The sequence below is a fragment of the Robiginitalea myxolifaciens genome (assembly GCF_900115205.1).
Lineage (GTDB): Bacteria > Bacteroidota > Bacteroidia > Flavobacteriales > Flavobacteriaceae > Robiginitalea > Robiginitalea myxolifaciens.
On the sequence record NZ_FOYQ01000001.1, the window covers coordinates 26298 to 43815 of the forward strand.

Here is a 17518-nt window from a genome sequence, read left to right on the forward strand (position 1 = left end):
GAGTGTCTTACAAAAGCAAGACGACGCAGGTCGAAATTTGTTACAAAAAATTTTATTTTAACTCGTAACCCCCTATTTTAGAGCTGGGTTTGGGTAGAAAAGGTAACCTAATTTATTGCAAACCAGTACAGATGGAACGATAATTGCTGTACACCCCAAAAAAAGAACTATGAAAAAATTCCTGCTCCTATTCGTGGGCCTGGCACTCCTTGCCTGCAGCAAAGACGACGACAATCTCAATCCCGGGGGGCCGAATCCAGGCGGCCAAAACCTCGATACCCAGGATTTTATGTGGAAAGCTATGAACCTCTGGTATTTCTGGCAGGGGGATGTAGCGAACCTCGCGGATGACCGGTTCTCCACTGATCAGGAGTATACCGAGTTCCTCGCTTCTGAAAGCGATCCCGCACTTTTCTTTAACAACCGCCTGCGCTTTAGCGAAGACCGCTTTAGTTTCTTCAGTGAGGATTACCGGGACCTTACCCAGAGCCTGGCAGGAACCACGCTTTCTACCGGACTAGAATTCGGGCTTACCTATGACGATGTAAACGGTAACGGACAGCTGGATGCCACTGATCCAGTCTATGGTATTGTACGTTATGTGCTTCCTAATGGGAGTGCCGCTAGTGCCGACATTGCTCGAGGAGACATCTTTATCGGGGTAGACGGCACCAATTTGAATGGCGGAAACTTCAGTGACCTGCTCTTTGGTGAAAATACCTCGCTTACGCTGAATATGGCAGATTTTGCCGGAGGGGAGCTTAACCCCAGTGGCAAGGAAGTCCCGCTCACGAAAGCGGTCCTTACAGAAAATCCGGTTTTCATTACGAAAACCTTTAACCTCAATGGTACTATTGTAGGTTACCTCATGTATAATGGCTTTACCAATGAGTTCGATGCCGACCTGAACAATGCCTTCGGCGAGTTAGTTGGCGCCGGGGCCACTGAGTTAGTGCTGGACCTTCGTTACAACAGCGGTGGTTCTGTAAATAGTTCCCGCCTGTTGTCCAGTATGATTTACGGTACGTTTACCAACCAGCTGTACCTGCGCCAGCGCTGGAACGACAAGATTCAGGAAGCCTTTACCCGGGACGATCCTAATGCCCTTGACGATTTCTTCGCCAGTACCATTGGTGGTGGGACAGCGGTCAACACGCTTAATTTGAGCCGGGTTTACATCCTCACTTCGCGAAGCACCGCTTCTGCAAGTGAATTGGTTATTAATGGACTGGATCCGTATATCGACGTTATCCTGATCGGGCGTACTACTACAGGAAAGAATGAATTTTCGCTGACTATGGTCGACGATCCGGATCGATCAGGCGCTCCTTTTATTTATACCCAGTCCCGTGAGGCCAACATCAATCCAGACAATGAATGGGCCATTCAGCCCCTGGTAGGACGTAATGAGAATTCTGTTGGATTCTCCGATTACACCGCTGGTTTTGCACCTGACATTGAGCAGGGGGAAACCCTTGGAAACTACGGAATCCTCGGAGATGAAAATGAACCGCTTTTGGCACTTGCCCTTCAGGAAATCTCGGGAATGAGCGGGCGCACCAGTACTGCGCGACAAGCCAACGCCCGGGAGGTAGTACCTTTTACCCATAGCGGTATGTTTACCCCTACCCGGGACAATATGTACCTGGACAAGAATATTACCCTGCCTTCCCTGGAAGTGGGTACAATAACGATCGGGGATCAGTAATCTCCAGATAACACTGCAAAAAGGGTTGGCTTTTCGGCCAACCCTTTTTTTTATGGATCAAAGTTATCCGCTATAATCTAAGCGTTCCTCCGAGCAGGAAATTACGCCCGGGAGTTTGAAAACCGATCACCTCGGTAAATTCGGTATTGAAGATGTTGGACACTAGAAAGAATCCCCGGAGCTTCCCGTTAAACCAGGAATACGATATCCGCATATCCCAAAGGGAGAAAGGATCGAGTCGCTGATTTGTTCCCTGGGTAAAGTTGGTATCCGTTCGGGATCCAACGTGTTGAAAATTCAACGCGGTTTGCAATCTGTCTCCCGGGGCATATTGCAGACCGGAAGAAAAGGTATGTCCAGGCACCCTAATTTGTGACAAGGTTGTAGGGTCCGTAAAGGTATATTGCGCATCCCATTTCCAGTCGGGCGACAGATTTCCGGATGCCGTAACTTCTACCCCCTGCGCTGTACCTGTTCCATCTGCATTGAAATACTGGAAATTAGCATTGTCGAACAGGACCTGCTGCCTTTCCTCCCGGTTAAAGTATAGTACGCCGAATTCCCAGGAACCCCGGTTCCAAACAGTTCCTGCTTCGATGCTGCGATTGGCTTCAGGTTCCAGATCGGGATTCGCCCCAAAAGGTCCAAAGAGCTGGCTCAGGGAAGGTGTTATATAAGCGGTAGCCCAGCTTGCCAATACCTTTACGTTACCTTCGGGAACGGGAATATTATAGGAGGGATTAATCTGGTAAACAGCCTGGGATCCGTATTCAGAATGCACGTTTAAGCGAACCCCGGTATTCAGGTTGAACGAGCCCGGGCTCCATACCAGATTCAAATGGGGGTCTATTATCAGGAAGGATTCAGCGGCTTCAAATTCGGCCTGATCGGCAACTACCTGGAGCCCGACCAGGGATTTCAGATCGGCACCCCAGGATCGTTTATACAGTAGCTCTCCATTAAGGGTACGCCCCTTGAATTCACCTGGAAAACTACTTCGGTTTTCCGACTCATAATTGCTGAGCCCCATGCGTAACTCCCAGGTATCTGCCCCGCTCTGATGGGTACCAGTGAGTGTAAGGCGCTCCTGGGTGGTCCAATATTCAAACACGGCATCGGCGGCTGCAAAGGAATCGTCGTAAGCAGCGTTAAACTGGCTTCGGTTGGCCAGGAGTTGGATACGGGTTTTATCGGTAGGCTGCCATCCCAACCCGAGGTTTAATGCAAAGCTGCCGAAAGCATCTTTTTCATTGGTTTCGGTTTCCAGAGATGACAAACCATTGTCCAGGCTATAAGTAAGACCGGCCTGATAGGTCAATTCTTGTTGGGTTCCACTCAGGCGAATGGCCGAACCAAATTGCCCCCAAACCGGAAAGGAATCCTCTGAACTGCCTAATGTTCCCACACGCTGCGAAATTTCGACAGCCAAAGGTTTTCCTGCTGCCTTACGAGTTGTGATTGAAATAACCGCAGTTGCCGCCTGAGCTCCGTAAAGCGTACTTGAGGCGCCTTTTAAAATTTCGATGGATTCAATATCCGAAGCTGCCAGTAACCGCAAGTCGTACTCAAGGGAGATCGAAGAGGGATCTGAGACCCTGACCCCATCGATCAGGATCAAAACCTGCCTGCCCCGCCCACCTCGGGCAAAAACCCCCAGGACTTCCCCTGGCCGGCTCCGGCTTCCATTGATTTCGAGACCCGGCTGGCGATTGAGTATCTCAGCTACACTCAGGCCCGAATAGCTTTCAATATCGGCGCGATCGAGCCGAATTACGGTTTTCCCCGATTGCTCCCGGGGAATGGGAAATCGCGTGTCACTTACTACAACTTCGTCGAGTCGCTGGATTCGGACACTGTCTTGATTTGGCTCCTGGGAGCCTTGTTGGGCGGATGCACCTCCACCCCAACAGCAGGTCATAAGGACTGCTGTCCATACATAAGAAATTTTCATGTTTGCGCATGTTGCACGGGAGCGGTACCCTAGGGTTCCGCAGTCGTCAAACTTTTATCCCGAAAGTTTATACTTCGTATTTTGAAACAGGCAGGTCTCCTGACTTGCGTCCTCTGGCTTGCCTTCCCATCTCCTGCGAGACAGTGGTATGTAGTGCGTCAGAGGCATTTCCTTTCCTCAATCGAAAAGGAAACTGAGCTTACAGTTGCGGGAACAGTTCCGGATTTGCACCGGATTCCCTTTTCATTCCAGAACCTAAAAAGTGTCCTGGAAACCTGATTTCGGGACCAAGGTAGTCATTTAGGCGGGATTTTTGACTGCCCGCCCTTTTACGCTAATTTTGACACAAAGAATTTCCATGCAGGTACTCCATCGCTGCCTTTTACTCTTACTACTCCTATCCCTGGCCGGAAGTTGCCGTGAAGGGCAATCGGGAACTACCTCCGAGAAGGCCACCACAACCGCTGCAGACACCCTGGCTCCAAGCTATGCTACAGGATTTACTGCAATAACCAATACGCAGGGGTACACGGAATTAATTATCAATGAACCCTGGCCGGGTGCCGACCGGAGTTTTCGATATGCCCTGGTACCCGATTCCTTACAGACCGAGACTTATTTAGCAGCTATCGCCGGACTCAGAGCAGAAGATGAATCCCTGAAATTTGATGGGATCGTAGGAGTTCCGATTACTTCAATGGTACTGACCTCCACAACACATATCCCTGCCCTGGAGGCCCTCGGAACGGCAGATGCCCTTGTTGGATTCCCGGGGCTAGATTACATTTCTTCGACTCAGACGCGGGAACGAATTTCCAAAGGGCTGGTAACCGAATTGGGTGCCAATGAGCAACTCAATACCGAATTAGTGCTGCAATTACAACCCGAAGCCCTCATAGGCTTCGCAGTGAGCGAGGCCCCTAAGTCCTATGAGTTAATTGAAAACTCAGGCATACCTGTACTGTATAACGGGGATTGGAACGAAGCTACCCCCTTGGCTAAAGCCGAATGGATCAAATTCTTTGGGTTACTGCTCGATCGGCAAGAGGAAGCCAATGCGCACTTCGCAGCCATAGAAGAAGAATACCTCCGCGTCCGATCCCTGGCCCGGCAAGCAGCCGGGAAACCAACCGTTCTGAGTGGGGCGCTCTATCGCGATGTCTGGTACCTGCCTGGTGGTAAAAGCTGGGCTGCACAATTTGTTGCAGATGCACAGGGCCAGTATCTCTGGGCGAATACCCCACAAAGTGGGAGTTTAAGCCTAAGTCTTGAAGTAATCCTGGAACAGGGCGAATCGGCGGAATTCTGGATTGCCCCCTCTCAGTTTACCTCCTATTCTGAAATGTTGGAAGCCAATCCCCACTACGATAAAATCAAGGCCTTCCAGTTACGACAAGTCTACGGTTATGCCGACTCCCGCGGACCTACAGGTGGCTTGCTCTATTTTGAGCTCGGTCCCAACCGTCCCGACCTGATTCTTAAGGACCTGGTTTTTCACCTGCATCCCGGACTCCTCACAGACTATGAACCGGTTTTCTTTAAACCGTTAAAACCATAAAAGTGCATCGGAATACCTGGCGATATACGTTGCTTTTTCTGCTGCTTCTGGGGAGCTTTCTGCTCAATTTGGGCCTGGGATCGGCAAAAATCCCCCTTAGCGAAACAATCGCCATCCTTACCGGAGGGACTCCGGAGGTTGCCTCCTGGGAATACATAATCACCGAATACCGGCTGCCAAAAGCATTGACGGCCATACTCACGGGTGGTGGCCTGGCATTGAGCGGATTGTTGATGCAGACCTTTTTCAGGAATCCCCTGGCAGGTCCTTTCGTATTGGGGATTAGTTCGGGAGCGTCCCTGGGTGCAGCCCTGTTGATATTCGGCAGTGGGTTTCTCCTTCCGGCAAGCCTGGCTTTTGCACCGACCAATGCCGCCCTTGCCATTGCGAGCTCTTTGGGCAGTCTCGCAGTACTACTTCTGGTACTCAGCGTCAGTTATAGGGTAAAGGATGCCATGGCCCTCCTTATCATCGGGCTAATGTTCGGAAGTATTACCGCGGCAGTTGTAACGGTACTTTCCTCACTCAGTCAGGCAGAGGCCCTACAGCAATATATTTTCTGGTCCTATGGGAGCATTGGAAACCTGGGATGGAATAACCTCGGGATCCTCGGCTTGCTCTTTCTCCTCGGGGTAGGCCTGGCAGTGAGTTGTCTAAAAGGACTGAATGCCTTATTGCTGGGGCCTGAATACGCTGGAAGTCTGGGGATTAATATGTCCCGGTTACGCTTACAAATAATCCTGGCTACCGGTATTCTCGCAGGTGGAATTACGGCTTTTGCTGGTCCAATTGCCTTTGTAGGTCTCGCCGTGCCGCACCTCACCCGCCTGGCATTTAAGAGTTCCGATCACCGGGTTTTGCTTCCCGGGGTACTCCTGACAGGAGCTATCATGATGCTGTGTTGCGATACCGTTGCACAATTACCCCGAACGGCTTATGTGCTCCCAATCAATGCCATAACCTCAGTCCTCGGGGCTCCAGTTGTCATCTGGCTACTCTTGCGCCGTAAGACAATGATGTTTTAATTTCATCTCGAACGAATCTGAACCGACAATCCCTGAATTCAAAAGACCAAATACCAGCTCCTCATCCACAGGACAACATCCTCCTGAATGCAACGAAATTGCGCATCGGTTATTCGAAACCTGAACTGGAACTCGGTCCTCGGCAAGGGCTGGATTTTGAATTGCAGTCGGGCAGTCTAACCGCGATTATCGGCATCAATGGCGTTGGTAAATCTACCTTACTCCGGACCCTGGCCGGGCTTCAACCCGCTCTGGGTGGCGTTGTAAAAATACTGGGAAATGAATCTGATACGTTAAGCGCAAGACAACAGGCCAGGCAGCTGAGCGTGGTACTCACCAATCCTCCTGCTTCACGGAATCTCAGTGTCCGGGATCTCATTGCCCTCGGCAGGCACCCTTATACGAATTGGTTGGGGCAATTGAGCGCTTTGGATGAGCAATGCATTGCCGATGCCCTTAAGCTTACAGCTTTGGAGTCACTTGCCCAACATCCTTGCCATTCGCTGAGCGATGGACAGCTCCAACGGGTTCTCATAGCCCGTGCCCTGGCACAACAAACCCCGTTGGTCCTCCTGGATGAACCGACTTCTCATCTGGACCTCCACCACAAGGTGCGCATTTTGAAGTTACTTCGCGACATTAGCCGGCAACCGGGCAAAGCAGTGGTTTTTACTACACATGAGATCGACCTTGCGCTGCAACTATGTACGCATATGCTGGTGCTTTTTCCTGACAATTATGCTTTCGGCACCCCGCAAGAGTTGATAAAAAGCAAGGTGCTGGAATCCCTTTTCCCCTCAGATTCTGTTACCTTTGATACCGTGCTGCAACGCTTTAATATCTCCTAATTGATGGGTATGGAAAATATCTGGGTAATTCTTGGTTTGGCGCTCGTTTTTGGCGGTCTTGGCTTTCTGGTAGGACGTTTACTTACCCGTTCGCAATTCACCTCCCAGTCGCTGGTTCAGCAAGAGCGTGAACGCGCCAGTGAACAAAGTCAGGAACAATTGCGCCTTGAATTGGCCAGCGCCCGGGAAGAAGTGACATCATTACGTGAACAGCGCGAAATCCAGGGGCAACAACTCATCCGCAGAGAGGGTGAGGTCGCTGCACTACAAGAAAAATATCAGGAGCAGAAAGCACAACTCGAAGAAGTACAACAGCGCTTTACCAAAGAATTTGAGAACCTCGCCAACAAAATCCTGGAGGAGAAAAGCCTGAAGTTCACGGAGCAAAACCAGAAGAATATCAAGACTGTTCTGGAGCCACTTCAACAACGCATCAAAGATTTTGAGGAAAAAGTGGAGAAAACGCGAAAGGAGAATTACGGCATTCACGAAGCCCTGAAAGAACAACTGCGAAACCTGCAATCCCAAAACCTCAAGATCAGCCAGGAGGCGGAGAACCTGACCCGCGCTCTTAAAGGCGACAGCAAGATGCAGGGGAACTGGGGTGAGCTGGTATTGGAACGGGTCCTTGAAAAATCCGGGTTGGAACGGGATCGGGAATACCACGTGCAACAAAGTTTTCAGCGCGCAGACGGGACGCGTGTCCTTCCCGATGTGATCATTAATTTGCCCAATGGCAATAAGATGGTAGTCGATTCCAAAGTTTCCCTCACCGATTACGAACGGTATGTAAATGCGGAAGAAGAGGAGCGTGCTGCTCTGTTAAAAGCCCACGTAAATTCTATCAAACGCCATGTAGAGCAACTCTCGGCCAAGAAGTACGAGGACCTCTACGAAATGGAGAGTCCTGATTTTGTTTTGATGTTTGTGCCGATAGAAACGGCATTTACCGTAGCTGTAAACTACGATCTGGAAATCTACAACACGGCCTTCGCCAAAAATATCGTCATCGTAACGCCGTCTACCTTGTTGGCAACCCTCAGGACCATTGACAGCATGTGGAGCAACGAGAAACAGCGGCGCAATGCCCTGGAAATTGCGCGTCAGGCGGGTAATCTCTATGATAAATTCGTGGGCTTTGCCGACGACCTTACCGAGGTTGGGCGTAAAATGGACAGCGCCAAAAAGGATTATGAAGGTGCCATGAATAAACTCGTTAGCGGTAAAGGCAACCTGGTGAGCCGGGTGGAAACGCTGCGCAGTCTGGGTGCCAAGTCCAAAAAATCCCTGCCAGAGCCCCTACTTAAGAGGGCCGAGCGCCTGGATGAAGCCAGCAATGCCCTGGAGGGAGAATCCACCGCTAAACCGAACAAGTCATGAAAAAAGCCTTTGGGATAAGCCTTTTGGTCATTTTTCTGTGTTTTGCAGCGTACTACGCCTTTGTATACTATGTACCCTACAGCGAAGGGGTTCGTTCCGGGGAGCTCATCAAAATATCCAATAAAGGGGTTCTGATAAAGACCTGGGAAGGAGAAATCAGCCAGGGTATTTCTGGTGCCCAAATATTTGCCTTTTCGGTGCAGGACAATGAGCAGGAAGCTATTCAGCGCCTTCAGGAATTCCAGGGTAGGTATGTTAAGCTGTATTATCGCGAGCGCTACACTACATTTCCCTGGTTAGGCGACACCAAGTACTTTATTTACAGGGTCGAGGAGGAAGAATCCCCGCATTTCAGGAGGTAGCGGGATAGCCCGCAGCGGCCTGGTCAAGCATCCAGATAAGGTCACCGTTGACCGGTGCAACCCGGGAAGCCGGGTAGTCGGTTGCGACTGCGTGTTGATTCAGGATTTCTTCGACTCGATCGGCTTTGGATTCCCCGGTCACCAGGAAAACTACCTTTTTGGCATTGTTGATAACGCTACCGGACAGGCTAATGCGCTGCTGGCCCGAATCGGGATGGGTTGCCACGACACAATCGCGATCGGCATCCCAAAGCTCCATCTCATGGGGAAAGATCGAAGCCGTATGTCCGTCAGTCCCCAGGCCGAGAATCACCAGGTCAAATTGTGGGACCCCGTTTACAAGCGGTAGTTTTTTGTGCAAGAGGCCGGCGTATCTTTCGGCTTCCTGGGCCGGGAGATCTTCCCCCCGCATCCGATGTACCTGTTGTTCATCAATTCCCAAAGGCCGCAACAAGCGCTCGGCAGTCATGCCGTAATTACTTTCGGGGTGATCCGGCGCTACGCAGCGCTCATCGCCCCAGTAAAATTCAAGGGAATTCCAGGATAGATCCTCCCTGAAATCCTGTGCCAGGATATCAAACCATAAGGCAGGAGTACTTCCTCCTGATAAGGCAATATGGTGGAAATCCCCTCCTGCTGTCCATTCCCGCAGGCTGGCTGCCAGAGCATGGGCCACCTCTTCTTTTGTTTTGAATATGCGTTTTTCCATAAGGGTTTTAAGAAATCACACAGAATCCGGGGTCGTCGGTAAGCAGTTTCCCGGGATTTCTCCAGTAACTGTCGCCTTCCAACAACTCATCGGCATTATTGGGGCCCCACATTCCAGCGGAATAGCCATAGGTAACCACATTTTTATCGGTCTTCCAGTAATTGAGGATGGGATCTACAAACTCCCAGGCCGCTTCAACCTCATCGGCGCGCGCATAGAGCGTGGCATCGCCCTGCATGGCATCCAGTAAAAGCCGCTCGTAGGCATCCATTACCCGCGTACCTTTCAAATCGTCGTAATAGAAATCGAGATTGGCCCGCTCTACCTTGAAACCCTGCCCGGGAACCTTGACCCCGAACTTAACCAGGATCCCCTCGTTGGGTTGAATCCGAATAATGAGCTTATTGTCCTTGCTGTCCACACCCGAATCCTTGAACAATTGATGGTGCGGGGTTTTGAAGTGGATTACAATCTCAGTGACCTTGGTTGGCATCCTTTTAGCTGTTCGGACATAAAAAGGGATATCGGCCCACCGCCAGTTATCTACAAAGAACTTGATCGCTGCATAGGTTTCCGTGGTACTGTTGGGATCTACCCCGGATTCTTCCCGATACCCGAGCACCTGTTCCCCATCTATTTCTCCAGACAGATACTGCCCGCGTATGGTGTTCTGATGTAAGATATCCGGATCGGTCATTATCCGGAGCGATTTCAGGGCTTTTACTTTTTCGTTTCGGATACTTTCGGCCTTGGCGTCAATGGGAGGTTCCATAACAACCAGTGAAATAATTTGCAGGAGGTGATTCTGGAACATATCCCGTAACGCCCCGGCAGAATCGTAATAACCCCCGCGTTTACCGACACCTACACTTTCTGCGTTGGTAATCTCTACATGACGGATATAATTGCGGTTCCACAACGGCTCAAAGATGGAATTCGAAAACCGGGTTACCAGCAAATTCTGAACAGTTTCTTTCCCCAGGTAATGATCGATACGGTAAATCTGGGATTCCCCGAAATTATCCTGTAGGCCTTTATTCAACTCCCGGGCCGTATCCAGATCATAGCCGAAAGGCTTTTCGACAATGAGTCGCCGATGACCTTCCGATTCCTTACTAAGGCCCTGCTCATTGAGCCTGCTCGCTATGGTTTCATATATTTTCGGAGGTACGGAAAGGTAGAACATGCAATTTCCGTCACAACCCATTGTCTTGTCCAATGCCTCAATACGCTCCCGCAACGGGCTGTAATCCAGATCGTAGGAGTCTCCCAGCGCCTGATAGAATATTTTTTCCGCAAAACTGTCTCGCTTTGCAAAGTTTCCAATCGTATCGGAGATATGCTGATTTTCCAGCACCACCTTTTTGCGAAAGTCCTCATCGGAAACTTCACTTCGGCTTACTCCTAGGACGCCAAAGTTTTCAGGAAGGTGCCCTTCACAGTATAACTTAAAGATTGAGGGTATTAATTTACGCTGCGTCAGATCCCCGGAAGAACCAAAGATTACCAGCAACTGGTTCGGCGTTTTACTCATGTCCGATTAGGATTATTTGCCCTATTTTTGAAAGGACTGCTGAAAACGAATATACAGCGAAAATAGCGGGTGGTAAAACCCTTTTCCCCGCGAAAAAAAATAGTATGTCAAAATCCGCATCTTATACATTTGGTTTGGTTGGCCTGGGCGTCATGGGTCGAAATTTTATCCTTAACGTAGCCGATAATGGTTTTTCGGCTCTTGGTTACGACCTGGATGAAGAAAAGGCCCGTTCCTTGCGGGAGGAAGGGGGTAATCCGGATAAGGTTGATGCCACCAGCGATTTGGGAACGTTTGTTGCCGGACTAAGCCTGCCACGCAAGATCATGCTGCTGGTCCCTGCAGGAAACATTGTAGACCGGGTTATTGAGGATTTGCTTCCTCTTTTGGATGAGGGCGATATCATTGTCGATGGCGGAAACTCTTTCTTCCGGGATACCGACCGGCGGGAGACTTATCTGAAAGAAAAGGGAATTAACTTTTTTGGTGCGGGAGTTTCAGGAGGAGCCGAAGGGGCACGACGGGGCCCCAGTATCATGCCTGGCGGTAATCGGGAGGCCTATGCGCATTTGAAGCCGATCTTCGAGGCTGCCTCTGCCAAGTATAAAGGAGAACCTTGTGTGGCTTACCTGGGGCCCAAATCCTCTGGAAACTACGTGAAGATGGTTCATAACGGCATTGAATACGGCCTGATGCAACTCACTGCGGAAATTTATGAATTGTTGAAGACTGCTGGTCGCCTGGACAACCCGGCGATCTCGGACGCCTTTCATCGATGGGACCAGGATCGGCTGGAGTCGTTTCTGGTGTCTATTTCGGCCACCATATTAAAGCAGAAGGACGATCTGGGATCGGGTTATCTCGTCGACAAAATCCTGGACAAGGCAAAACAAAAAGGAACCGGGAAATGGACCTCTCAAAACAGTATGGACCTAGGGATTCCGATGCCTACGATAGATATGGCGGTAAGTATGCGTCAGTTATCCGCTTTAAAAGATCACCGGGAAACCCTGGATGAACGTTTCGGGGATTTGGAAGTACCCGAATGGACCCCGGAGGATTTACTTCCCAAAGCAGAAGCAGCCCTTTATTTCGCTTTTATAATGACCTATGCCCAGGGCCTGCACTTACTGACTGAAGCCTCGGAAGACTATGAATACAACCTGAATATGGAGACGATCGCCAAAATATGGCGGGCAGGTTGTATTATCCGGGCGGAACTCCTGGCAGACATCGCCCAAGCCTACGGAGCCAATCCGGAACTCCCCAATTTAGTCCTGGCTCCAGAGCTGACCGATGCTATTGGATCATGCTTACCGGCGATTCGGGAAGTTGTCGCTTATGGGGCGAAATATGGAATCTCTATTCCGTGCCTCTCAAGTGCCCTCTCCTATTTTGACGCATTCAGCAGCGGACGACTCCCCTTGAACCTGGTTCAGGCACAACGGGATTATTTCGGTTCGCATACCTATGAGCGAACCGATCAGGAAGGCATATTCCATACCGAGTGGCCCAAAGGATAATTTGAGCAGCACGGGTTAGAAATTAAAGACCCGGACGAGGTTAAACCCGAAATAAACGATCCCCTCACCCCAGTCACCGACGGCATTTCCAAGAAAGCCACTTTCAAAAGTGGGTTGGGCATTGGTGAAGTGTAGTTGGAAGACATGCCCCCCGGTTTCGATATCCACGCCTATAGATAATGGGTTTTTGAATGGAGACCCGTCGGCCCGGTTCAGATGCCAGCCATAGTCCACATTCAGGCTCCAACGGGGTCCCAACTTATACCTTCCCCCTATTCCCAGCGCATATTGGGCGTTATCCTGTGGGGCGTAATCGACGAAGCCTTCGTAGAAGAATGTCGGCATGAGTTGCAGCGATAGTTTGTCGTTGAATTTCCTGGAGATCAGGACCTGCTGGGTAAAGGATAGCCGGTCCGAAAAATCGATGGGAATTCCAATCAGGGCCTCATCCAATTCAGTATTTATGGCACCCTGGGAGTAGCCAGCCACCGTAACCGGTGTCCTTCCATCTTGTTGCAGCAATCGGTACTTCAGGGAGAGTTCATAGGTTTTATTGAAGGAGCTGCGCGAAGTCCCAATGTTGAAATTATCGCTTACGCCATAAATGAATTGTAGTCGGGTATTGGCAAAGTCCAGGCCAAAGAAATCATCAAATCCATTGGAAATACTGCCAAAGCGGTGGCTCACCACAAAATAGAACTCCTTTTTACTCAATAACTTGGTCGACTCAAAGTTGACAATTTTGATCCCCTTAAATGCAGCAATAGCGTCTGCATTTGTATCCGATTTATCGATGCGATCCAGAAGATCGTCCTGTGCTTTGACTTGAACGCTTAAGGCAAGACAAAAACTGAGTAGAAGTAAATTTTTCATAGCGGTTGTTTTAAAGCGAACATACGAAATATTCAAAACTGACCCCGCACCCAATGCAAGGGCAAGCAACCTATCGGGTTTCCATGTATCTCTATTAAAACACTGCTATGAAGTTTCCAAGCAATTCCGGAGGCCTACTGGTCCTTTGCCTCTGCCTCACGCTGCTGGTCTTTCAGGGATGTTCCAGCGAATCCGACAACGGCGACCTCATAGAAACTGGGGGCACTAATAATCCTCCCTCTTCCGATGGAGGATCGGGAGGTTCAGGGAATGACAACCCCGAGCCCCTTTCATTTTCCGCAGATATCCAGCCCATTTTTAATTCAAATTGTGTTACTTGCCATGACGATCCGCCAACACGTAGTGCACCTATGCCCCTGGTAACCCTGGAAGAAGTTCGTGAAGCGGTTGAAAACAGGAATCTGCTCGGTAGAATAAACAGTGTTACCCGCCCTATGCCCACTGAAGGACGTATGCCCAGTGCAACACGCGCGCGAATTGAAAGTTGGATAAACCAGGGAATGCCTGAATGAGAACTACACTACTTACTACTATTCTAAGCCTGTTATCCCTCTTGGGAATGGCTACGGTAACGGCACAAACTACCCTGGAAACCCGGGAGGGTGTGATTAATTTTAATGCTTCATCACCCCTGGAGAAAATCCAGGCGAAAAACGAGGCGGTCAACGCCATTTACCTTTCGGAAAAGGGAGACCTCGGGATTGTTATGCTGATCGCTGATTTCAACTTTCCCAAGCCCCTAATGCAGGAGCATTTTAATGAAAACTACCTGGAATCGGAGAAATTCCCCAAAGCCACATTCCGGGGGAAACTCAGCCGCGTACCGGCATTTCCGCTCGAGTCGGAGATTGAAACAGAAGCTAAAGGGTCGTTGACCATCCATGGCGTGGCGCGAGAAGTTACCATTCCGGTAGTCCTTAAACCTGAAAACGGTGGACTCCAATTAGAAGCGGATTTTATTGTCCGGCCCGAAGACCATAAAATAAAAGTCCCGCGCTTCCTATTTAAAAAGATAGCGCGGGAAGTTCAGGTTGAGGTATCCCTTCCCTTGCAAGCCGAAGAATAGCTTAATAGCCAACTCCACCAGCCGGGGGGAGAATCTCCGGTTATTTACTCAGATACATGGTACGACGGGAATACAGGTTGTAAAACTCGTCGTCTTTGAGGCTGTCTATAAACAAGATACTTTCGCCGGTACTTTTCATTTCAGGTCCCAGGTTCTTATTGACCTTAGGGAACTTATTGAAACTAAAGACCGGTTGCTTGATCGCATAGCCTTCTAATTTCGGATCAAAATTAAAGTCTTTAATCTTCTTTTTACCCAGCATAACCTTGGTGGCATAATTCACGTAAGGCTCTCCATAGGCCTTGGCGATAAAGGGAACCGTTCGGGACGCACGCGGATTAGCTTCAATGATATAAACTTTATCGTCCTTGATGGCAAACTGAATGTTTATTAGACCTACTGTGTTGAGCGCCAGGGCAATCTTATGGGTATGGTCCTTGATCTGTTGCATTACAAATTCCCCGAGATTAAAAGGTGGAAGGGTTGCGTTCGAGTCTCCTGAGTGGATTCCACAAGGCTCAATGTGTTCCATGATCCCGATGATGTAGACATTTTCCCCGTCGCAGATGGCATCGGCTTCGGCTTCGATAGCACCATCGAGATAGTGGTCTAACAGCAGCTTGTTATTAGGAATTTTGCGCAGCAAATCCACAACATGCGCCTCTAACTCCTCCTTGTTGATCACAATTTTCATCCCCTGTCCTCCAAGGACGTAAGAGGGTCGCACCAACAATGGGAATTTTAGCTCGTCGGCCAGTTTCAGGGCCTCATCGGCGTTTTCGGCTACACCGAATTGCGGATAGGGAATATCGTTTTCCTTAAGCAGGGTGGAAAAGCTTCCCCGATCCTCGGCCAAATCCAGGGACTGGAAAGGCGTACCGATGATTTTAATACCGTATTTATCGAGCTTTTCGGCCAGTTTCAGTGCCGTTTGCCCTCCCAGCTGAACGATCACCCCTTCGGGTTTCTCGTGCAGGATAATGTCGTAGATATGCTCCCAGAATACGGGCTCAAAGTAGAGTTTATCGGCCGTATCAAAATCGGTAGAAACCGTTTCCGGGTTACAGTTGATCATGATGGTTTCATAATCGCATTCCGCGGCGGCCAGCACCCCGTGCACGCAACAGTAATCGAACTCGATCCCCTGCCCGATTCGGTTAGGCCCGGATCCCAGCACCACAATTTTCTTGCGGTCTGTGACTTCACTGTCATTCTCGACGAATCGTTTCCCATCCGCTGTCTCCACTTCTTCTTCAAAGGTGGAATAGTAATATGGGGTTACCGCCTTGAATTCTGCGGCACAGGTATCTACCAACTTATACACCCGCTTGATATCAAAGTCCGTCCGTTTGGTATGTACTTCGCTTTCCCAGCACTCGAGCATGTGTGCGATCTGACGGTCTGCAAATCCTTTTTGTTTGGCTTCGAGCAGCAGGGGTTTGGGCAGGGTGTCAATGCTGTACTTCCCTATTTCCTTTTCGAGTTGATAAAGCTCTTCGTATTGTCTGAGGAACCACATATCGATCTTGGTAATCTCGTGGATTCGACTCAAGGGAATCCCCAGGGCAATCGCATCATAGATCACAAATACCCGGTCCCAGGAGGCATGGGTTAACTTGGAGATGATGGTATCATAGTCGGTATAACCCTTTCCGTCGGCACCGAGACCATTTCGTTTGATCTCCAGGGATTGCGTTGCCTTATGCAGGGCTTCCTGGAAGGAACGTCCGATTCCCATAACCTCTCCTACCGCCTTCATCGCCAGTCCCAGGGTACGGTCGGCACCTTCGAACTTATCGAAGTTCCAGCGTGGGATCTTCACAATTACATAGTCGAGGGTAGGTTCGAATAAGGCCGAAGTAGACTTGGTAATCTGGTTTTCCAGCTCATCGAGGTGGTAGCCAATAGCCAGCTTGGCCGCTACCTTGGCAATCGGATACCCGGTGGCCTTGGAGGCAAGAGCAGAAGACCGACTTACCCGAGGGTTAATTTCGATGGCAATAATTTCTTCTTCTTCATCCGGACTCACAGCAAACTGCACGTTACATCCTCCGGCAAAATCCCCGATGCTGCGCATCATGTGGATGGCCATGTCCCGCATGCGCTGAAAGGTTCGGTCGGAAAGGGTCATCGCCGGAGCTACTGTAATGGAGTCCCCGGTATGAATCCCCATCGGATCCATATTTTCGATGGTACAGATAATTACGACGTTATCGTTTTTATCCCGGAGCAGCTCCAACTCATATTCCTTCCACCCCATCATCGCCTTGTCGATCATTACCTCGTGAATCGGAGAGATTTCAAGGCCATGGCTGAGTTTTTCGTCAAAATCCTTTGGGTCATAGACAATGGAAGCCCCTGCACCACCCAGGGTAAAACTGGCCCGGATTACCAGGGGGAAACCAAATTCCTGGGCGATTTCCTTTCCCTGAAGGAAGGAAGTTGCTGTTGCCTGAGGCGCCATGGGAACCCCAATTTTTTCCATCAGCCCACGGAATTGCTCCCGATCCTCGGTAATGTTTATCGCATCGATATCCACTCCAATGATCTCAATTCCGAAGTCCTCCCAGATTCCCTTGTCACCGGCTTCTATACAAAGGTTCAGGGCGGTCTGCCCTCCCATAGTTGGCAGAACGGCATCGATCTCAGGATGTTCCTTCAGTACCTGAACAATAGACTTGGTGTTCAGAGGCAACAGGTATACATGATCGGCCATGGAGGGATCCGTCATGATGGTTGCCGGGTTACTGTTGATCAGTACGGTCTTGATCCCATCCTCCCGCAGCGAACGCAGGGCTTGGGAACCGGAATAATCGAATTCACAGGCCTGACCGATGATAATTGGTCCGGACCCGATAATCAGGATACATTCGATGTCTTTTCTTTTGGGCATGTGGAGTTAATTTTTGGCGGTTCAAGGATAAAAAAAAGGTGTTACTTTCAGAAAGTAACACCTTTAA

General features: G+C 49.8%; 14 protein-coding genes and 1 riboswitch. Of the genes, 9 read left to right on the forward strand and 5 right to left on the reverse strand.

Annotated elements, in window-relative coordinates; translation table 11 throughout:
* The first annotated feature begins 169 nt into the window (after window positions 1-169).
* Entirely contained in the window at window positions 170-1708 is a 1539-nt protein-coding gene (locus BM318_RS00165) for a S41 family peptidase (RefSeq protein ID WP_092979718.1), read from the forward strand.
* A gap of 70 nt (window positions 1709-1778) precedes the next feature.
* On the opposite strand, the gene BM318_RS00170 is transcribed toward BM318_RS00165, so the two are convergent.
* A complete protein-coding gene (locus tag BM318_RS00170; RefSeq protein WP_092979720.1) occupies window positions 1779-3659 on the reverse strand; it encodes a TonB-dependent receptor plug domain-containing protein in 1881 nt (626 codons plus the stop codon).
* A gap of 72 nt (window positions 3660-3731) precedes the next feature.
* A riboswitch (cobalamin riboswitch) is annotated at window positions 3732-3953 on the reverse strand.
* 64 nt (window positions 3954-4017) lie between these two features.
* Between BM318_RS00170 and BM318_RS00175 the strand changes: the two genes are divergently transcribed.
* The 5 genes from BM318_RS00175 (at window position 4018) to BM318_RS00195 (ending at window position 8832) form a co-directional block, all read left to right on the forward strand.
* Complete coding sequence (locus BM318_RS00175) at window positions 4018-5217, forward strand: ABC transporter substrate-binding protein (protein ID WP_092979721.1); 1200 nt, start codon at window positions 4018-4020, stop codon at window positions 5215-5217.
* Window positions 5218-5219: 2 nt separating this feature from the next.
* Complete coding sequence (locus tag BM318_RS00180) at window positions 5220-6242, forward strand: iron ABC transporter permease (RefSeq protein WP_092979723.1); 1023 nt, start codon at window positions 5220-5222, stop codon at window positions 6240-6242.
* Between the two features lie 98 nt (window positions 6243-6340).
* A complete protein-coding gene (locus BM318_RS00185) occupies window positions 6341-7090 on the forward strand; it encodes an ABC transporter ATP-binding protein (RefSeq protein WP_245759693.1) in 750 nt (249 codons plus the stop codon).
* 9 nt (window positions 7091-7099) lie between these two features.
* Entirely contained in the window at window positions 7100-8470 is a 1371-nt protein-coding gene (rmuC, locus tag BM318_RS00190) for a DNA recombination protein RmuC (protein WP_092981989.1), read from the forward strand.
* A complete protein-coding gene (locus tag BM318_RS00195) occupies window positions 8467-8832 on the forward strand; it encodes a 6-phosphogluconate dehydrogenase (RefSeq protein ID WP_092979727.1) in 366 nt (121 codons plus the stop codon). Before rmuC ends, BM318_RS00195 begins: the two co-directional genes overlap by 4 nt.
* On the opposite strand, the gene pgl is transcribed toward BM318_RS00195, so the two are convergent.
* Complete coding sequence (pgl, locus tag BM318_RS00200; RefSeq protein ID WP_092979729.1) at window positions 8822-9541, reverse strand: 6-phosphogluconolactonase; 720 nt, start codon at window positions 9539-9541, stop codon at window positions 8822-8824. The genes BM318_RS00195 and pgl overlap by 11 nt on opposite strands.
* Before the next feature lie 7 nt (window positions 9542-9548).
* The gene (zwf, locus tag BM318_RS00205) at window positions 9549-11075 is read right to left on the reverse strand and encodes a glucose-6-phosphate dehydrogenase (RefSeq protein ID WP_092979731.1); all 1527 of its coding nucleotides are present in this window, start codon (window positions 11073-11075) and stop codon (window positions 9549-9551) included.
* Window positions 11076-11179: 104 nt separating this feature from the next.
* On the opposite strand from zwf, the gene gndA reads away from it, so the two are divergent.
* On the forward strand, window positions 11180-12598 hold the full coding sequence (gene gndA / locus BM318_RS00210) for an NADP-dependent phosphogluconate dehydrogenase (RefSeq protein ID WP_092979733.1): 1419 nt from the start codon (window positions 11180-11182) through the stop codon (window positions 12596-12598).
* A gap of 15 nt (window positions 12599-12613) precedes the next feature.
* Here gndA and BM318_RS00215 read toward each other — a convergent pair whose 3' ends face one another.
* Complete coding sequence (locus tag BM318_RS00215) at window positions 12614-13471, reverse strand: DUF5777 family beta-barrel protein (RefSeq protein WP_092979735.1); 858 nt, start codon at window positions 13469-13471, stop codon at window positions 12614-12616.
* Window positions 13472-13578: 107 nt separating this feature from the next.
* Here BM318_RS00215 and BM318_RS00220 point away from each other — a divergent pair, with 107 nt between their 5' ends.
* On the forward strand, window positions 13579-14004 hold the full coding sequence (locus BM318_RS00220) for a hypothetical protein (RefSeq protein ID WP_092979738.1): 426 nt from the start codon (window positions 13579-13581) through the stop codon (window positions 14002-14004).
* The gene (locus BM318_RS00225) at window positions 14001-14558 is read left to right on the forward strand and encodes a YceI family protein (protein WP_092979739.1); all 558 of its coding nucleotides are present in this window, start codon (window positions 14001-14003) and stop codon (window positions 14556-14558) included. The genes BM318_RS00220 and BM318_RS00225 overlap by 4 nt, the downstream gene beginning before the upstream one ends.
* Window positions 14559-14598: 40 nt before the next feature.
* Here the strand turns inward: BM318_RS00225 and carB are convergent, their stop codons facing one another.
* Window positions 14599-17451 (reverse strand): carbamoyl-phosphate synthase large subunit, encoded by a 2853-nt coding sequence (gene carB, locus BM318_RS00230; RefSeq protein WP_092979740.1) that lies wholly within the window; start codon window positions 17449-17451, stop codon window positions 14599-14601.
* Between the last annotated feature and the right edge of the window lie 67 nt (window positions 17452-17518).

Excerpts from the sequence above, each read along its gene's own strand:
- BM318_RS00165 (WP_092979718.1), top strand. The coding sequence starts at position 170 with ATGAAAAAATTCCTGCTCCTATTCGTGGGCCTGGCACTCCTTGCCTGC.
- BM318_RS00170 (WP_092979720.1), bottom strand. The coding sequence starts at position 3,659 with ATGAAAATTTCTTATGTATGGACAGCAGTCCTTATGACCTGCTGTTGG.
- BM318_RS00175 (WP_092979721.1), top strand. The coding sequence starts at position 4,018 with ATGCAGGTACTCCATCGCTGCCTTTTACTCTTACTACTCCTATCCCTG.
- rmuC (WP_092981989.1), top strand. The coding sequence starts at position 7,100 with ATGGAAAATATCTGGGTAATTCTTGGTTTGGCGCTCGTTTTTGGCGGT.
- BM318_RS00195 (WP_092979727.1), top strand. The coding sequence starts at position 8,467 with ATGAAAAAAGCCTTTGGGATAAGCCTTTTGGTCATTTTTCTGTGTTTT.
- pgl (WP_092979729.1), bottom strand. The coding sequence starts at position 9,541 with ATGGAAAAACGCATATTCAAAACAAAAGAAGAGGTGGCCCATGCTCTG.
- zwf (WP_092979731.1), bottom strand. The coding sequence starts at position 11,075 with ATGAGTAAAACGCCGAACCAGTTGCTGGTAATCTTTGGTTCTTCCGGG.
- gndA (WP_092979733.1), top strand. The coding sequence starts at position 11,180 with ATGTCAAAATCCGCATCTTATACATTTGGTTTGGTTGGCCTGGGCGTC.
- BM318_RS00215 (WP_092979735.1), bottom strand. The coding sequence starts at position 13,471 with ATGAAAAATTTACTTCTACTCAGTTTTTGTCTTGCCTTAAGCGTTCAA.
- BM318_RS00220 (WP_092979738.1), top strand. The coding sequence starts at position 13,579 with ATGAAGTTTCCAAGCAATTCCGGAGGCCTACTGGTCCTTTGCCTCTGC.
- BM318_RS00225 (WP_092979739.1), top strand. The coding sequence starts at position 14,001 with ATGAGAACTACACTACTTACTACTATTCTAAGCCTGTTATCCCTCTTG.
- carB (WP_092979740.1), bottom strand. The coding sequence starts at position 17,451 with ATGCCCAAAAGAAAAGACATCGAATGTATCCTGATTATCGGGTCCGGA.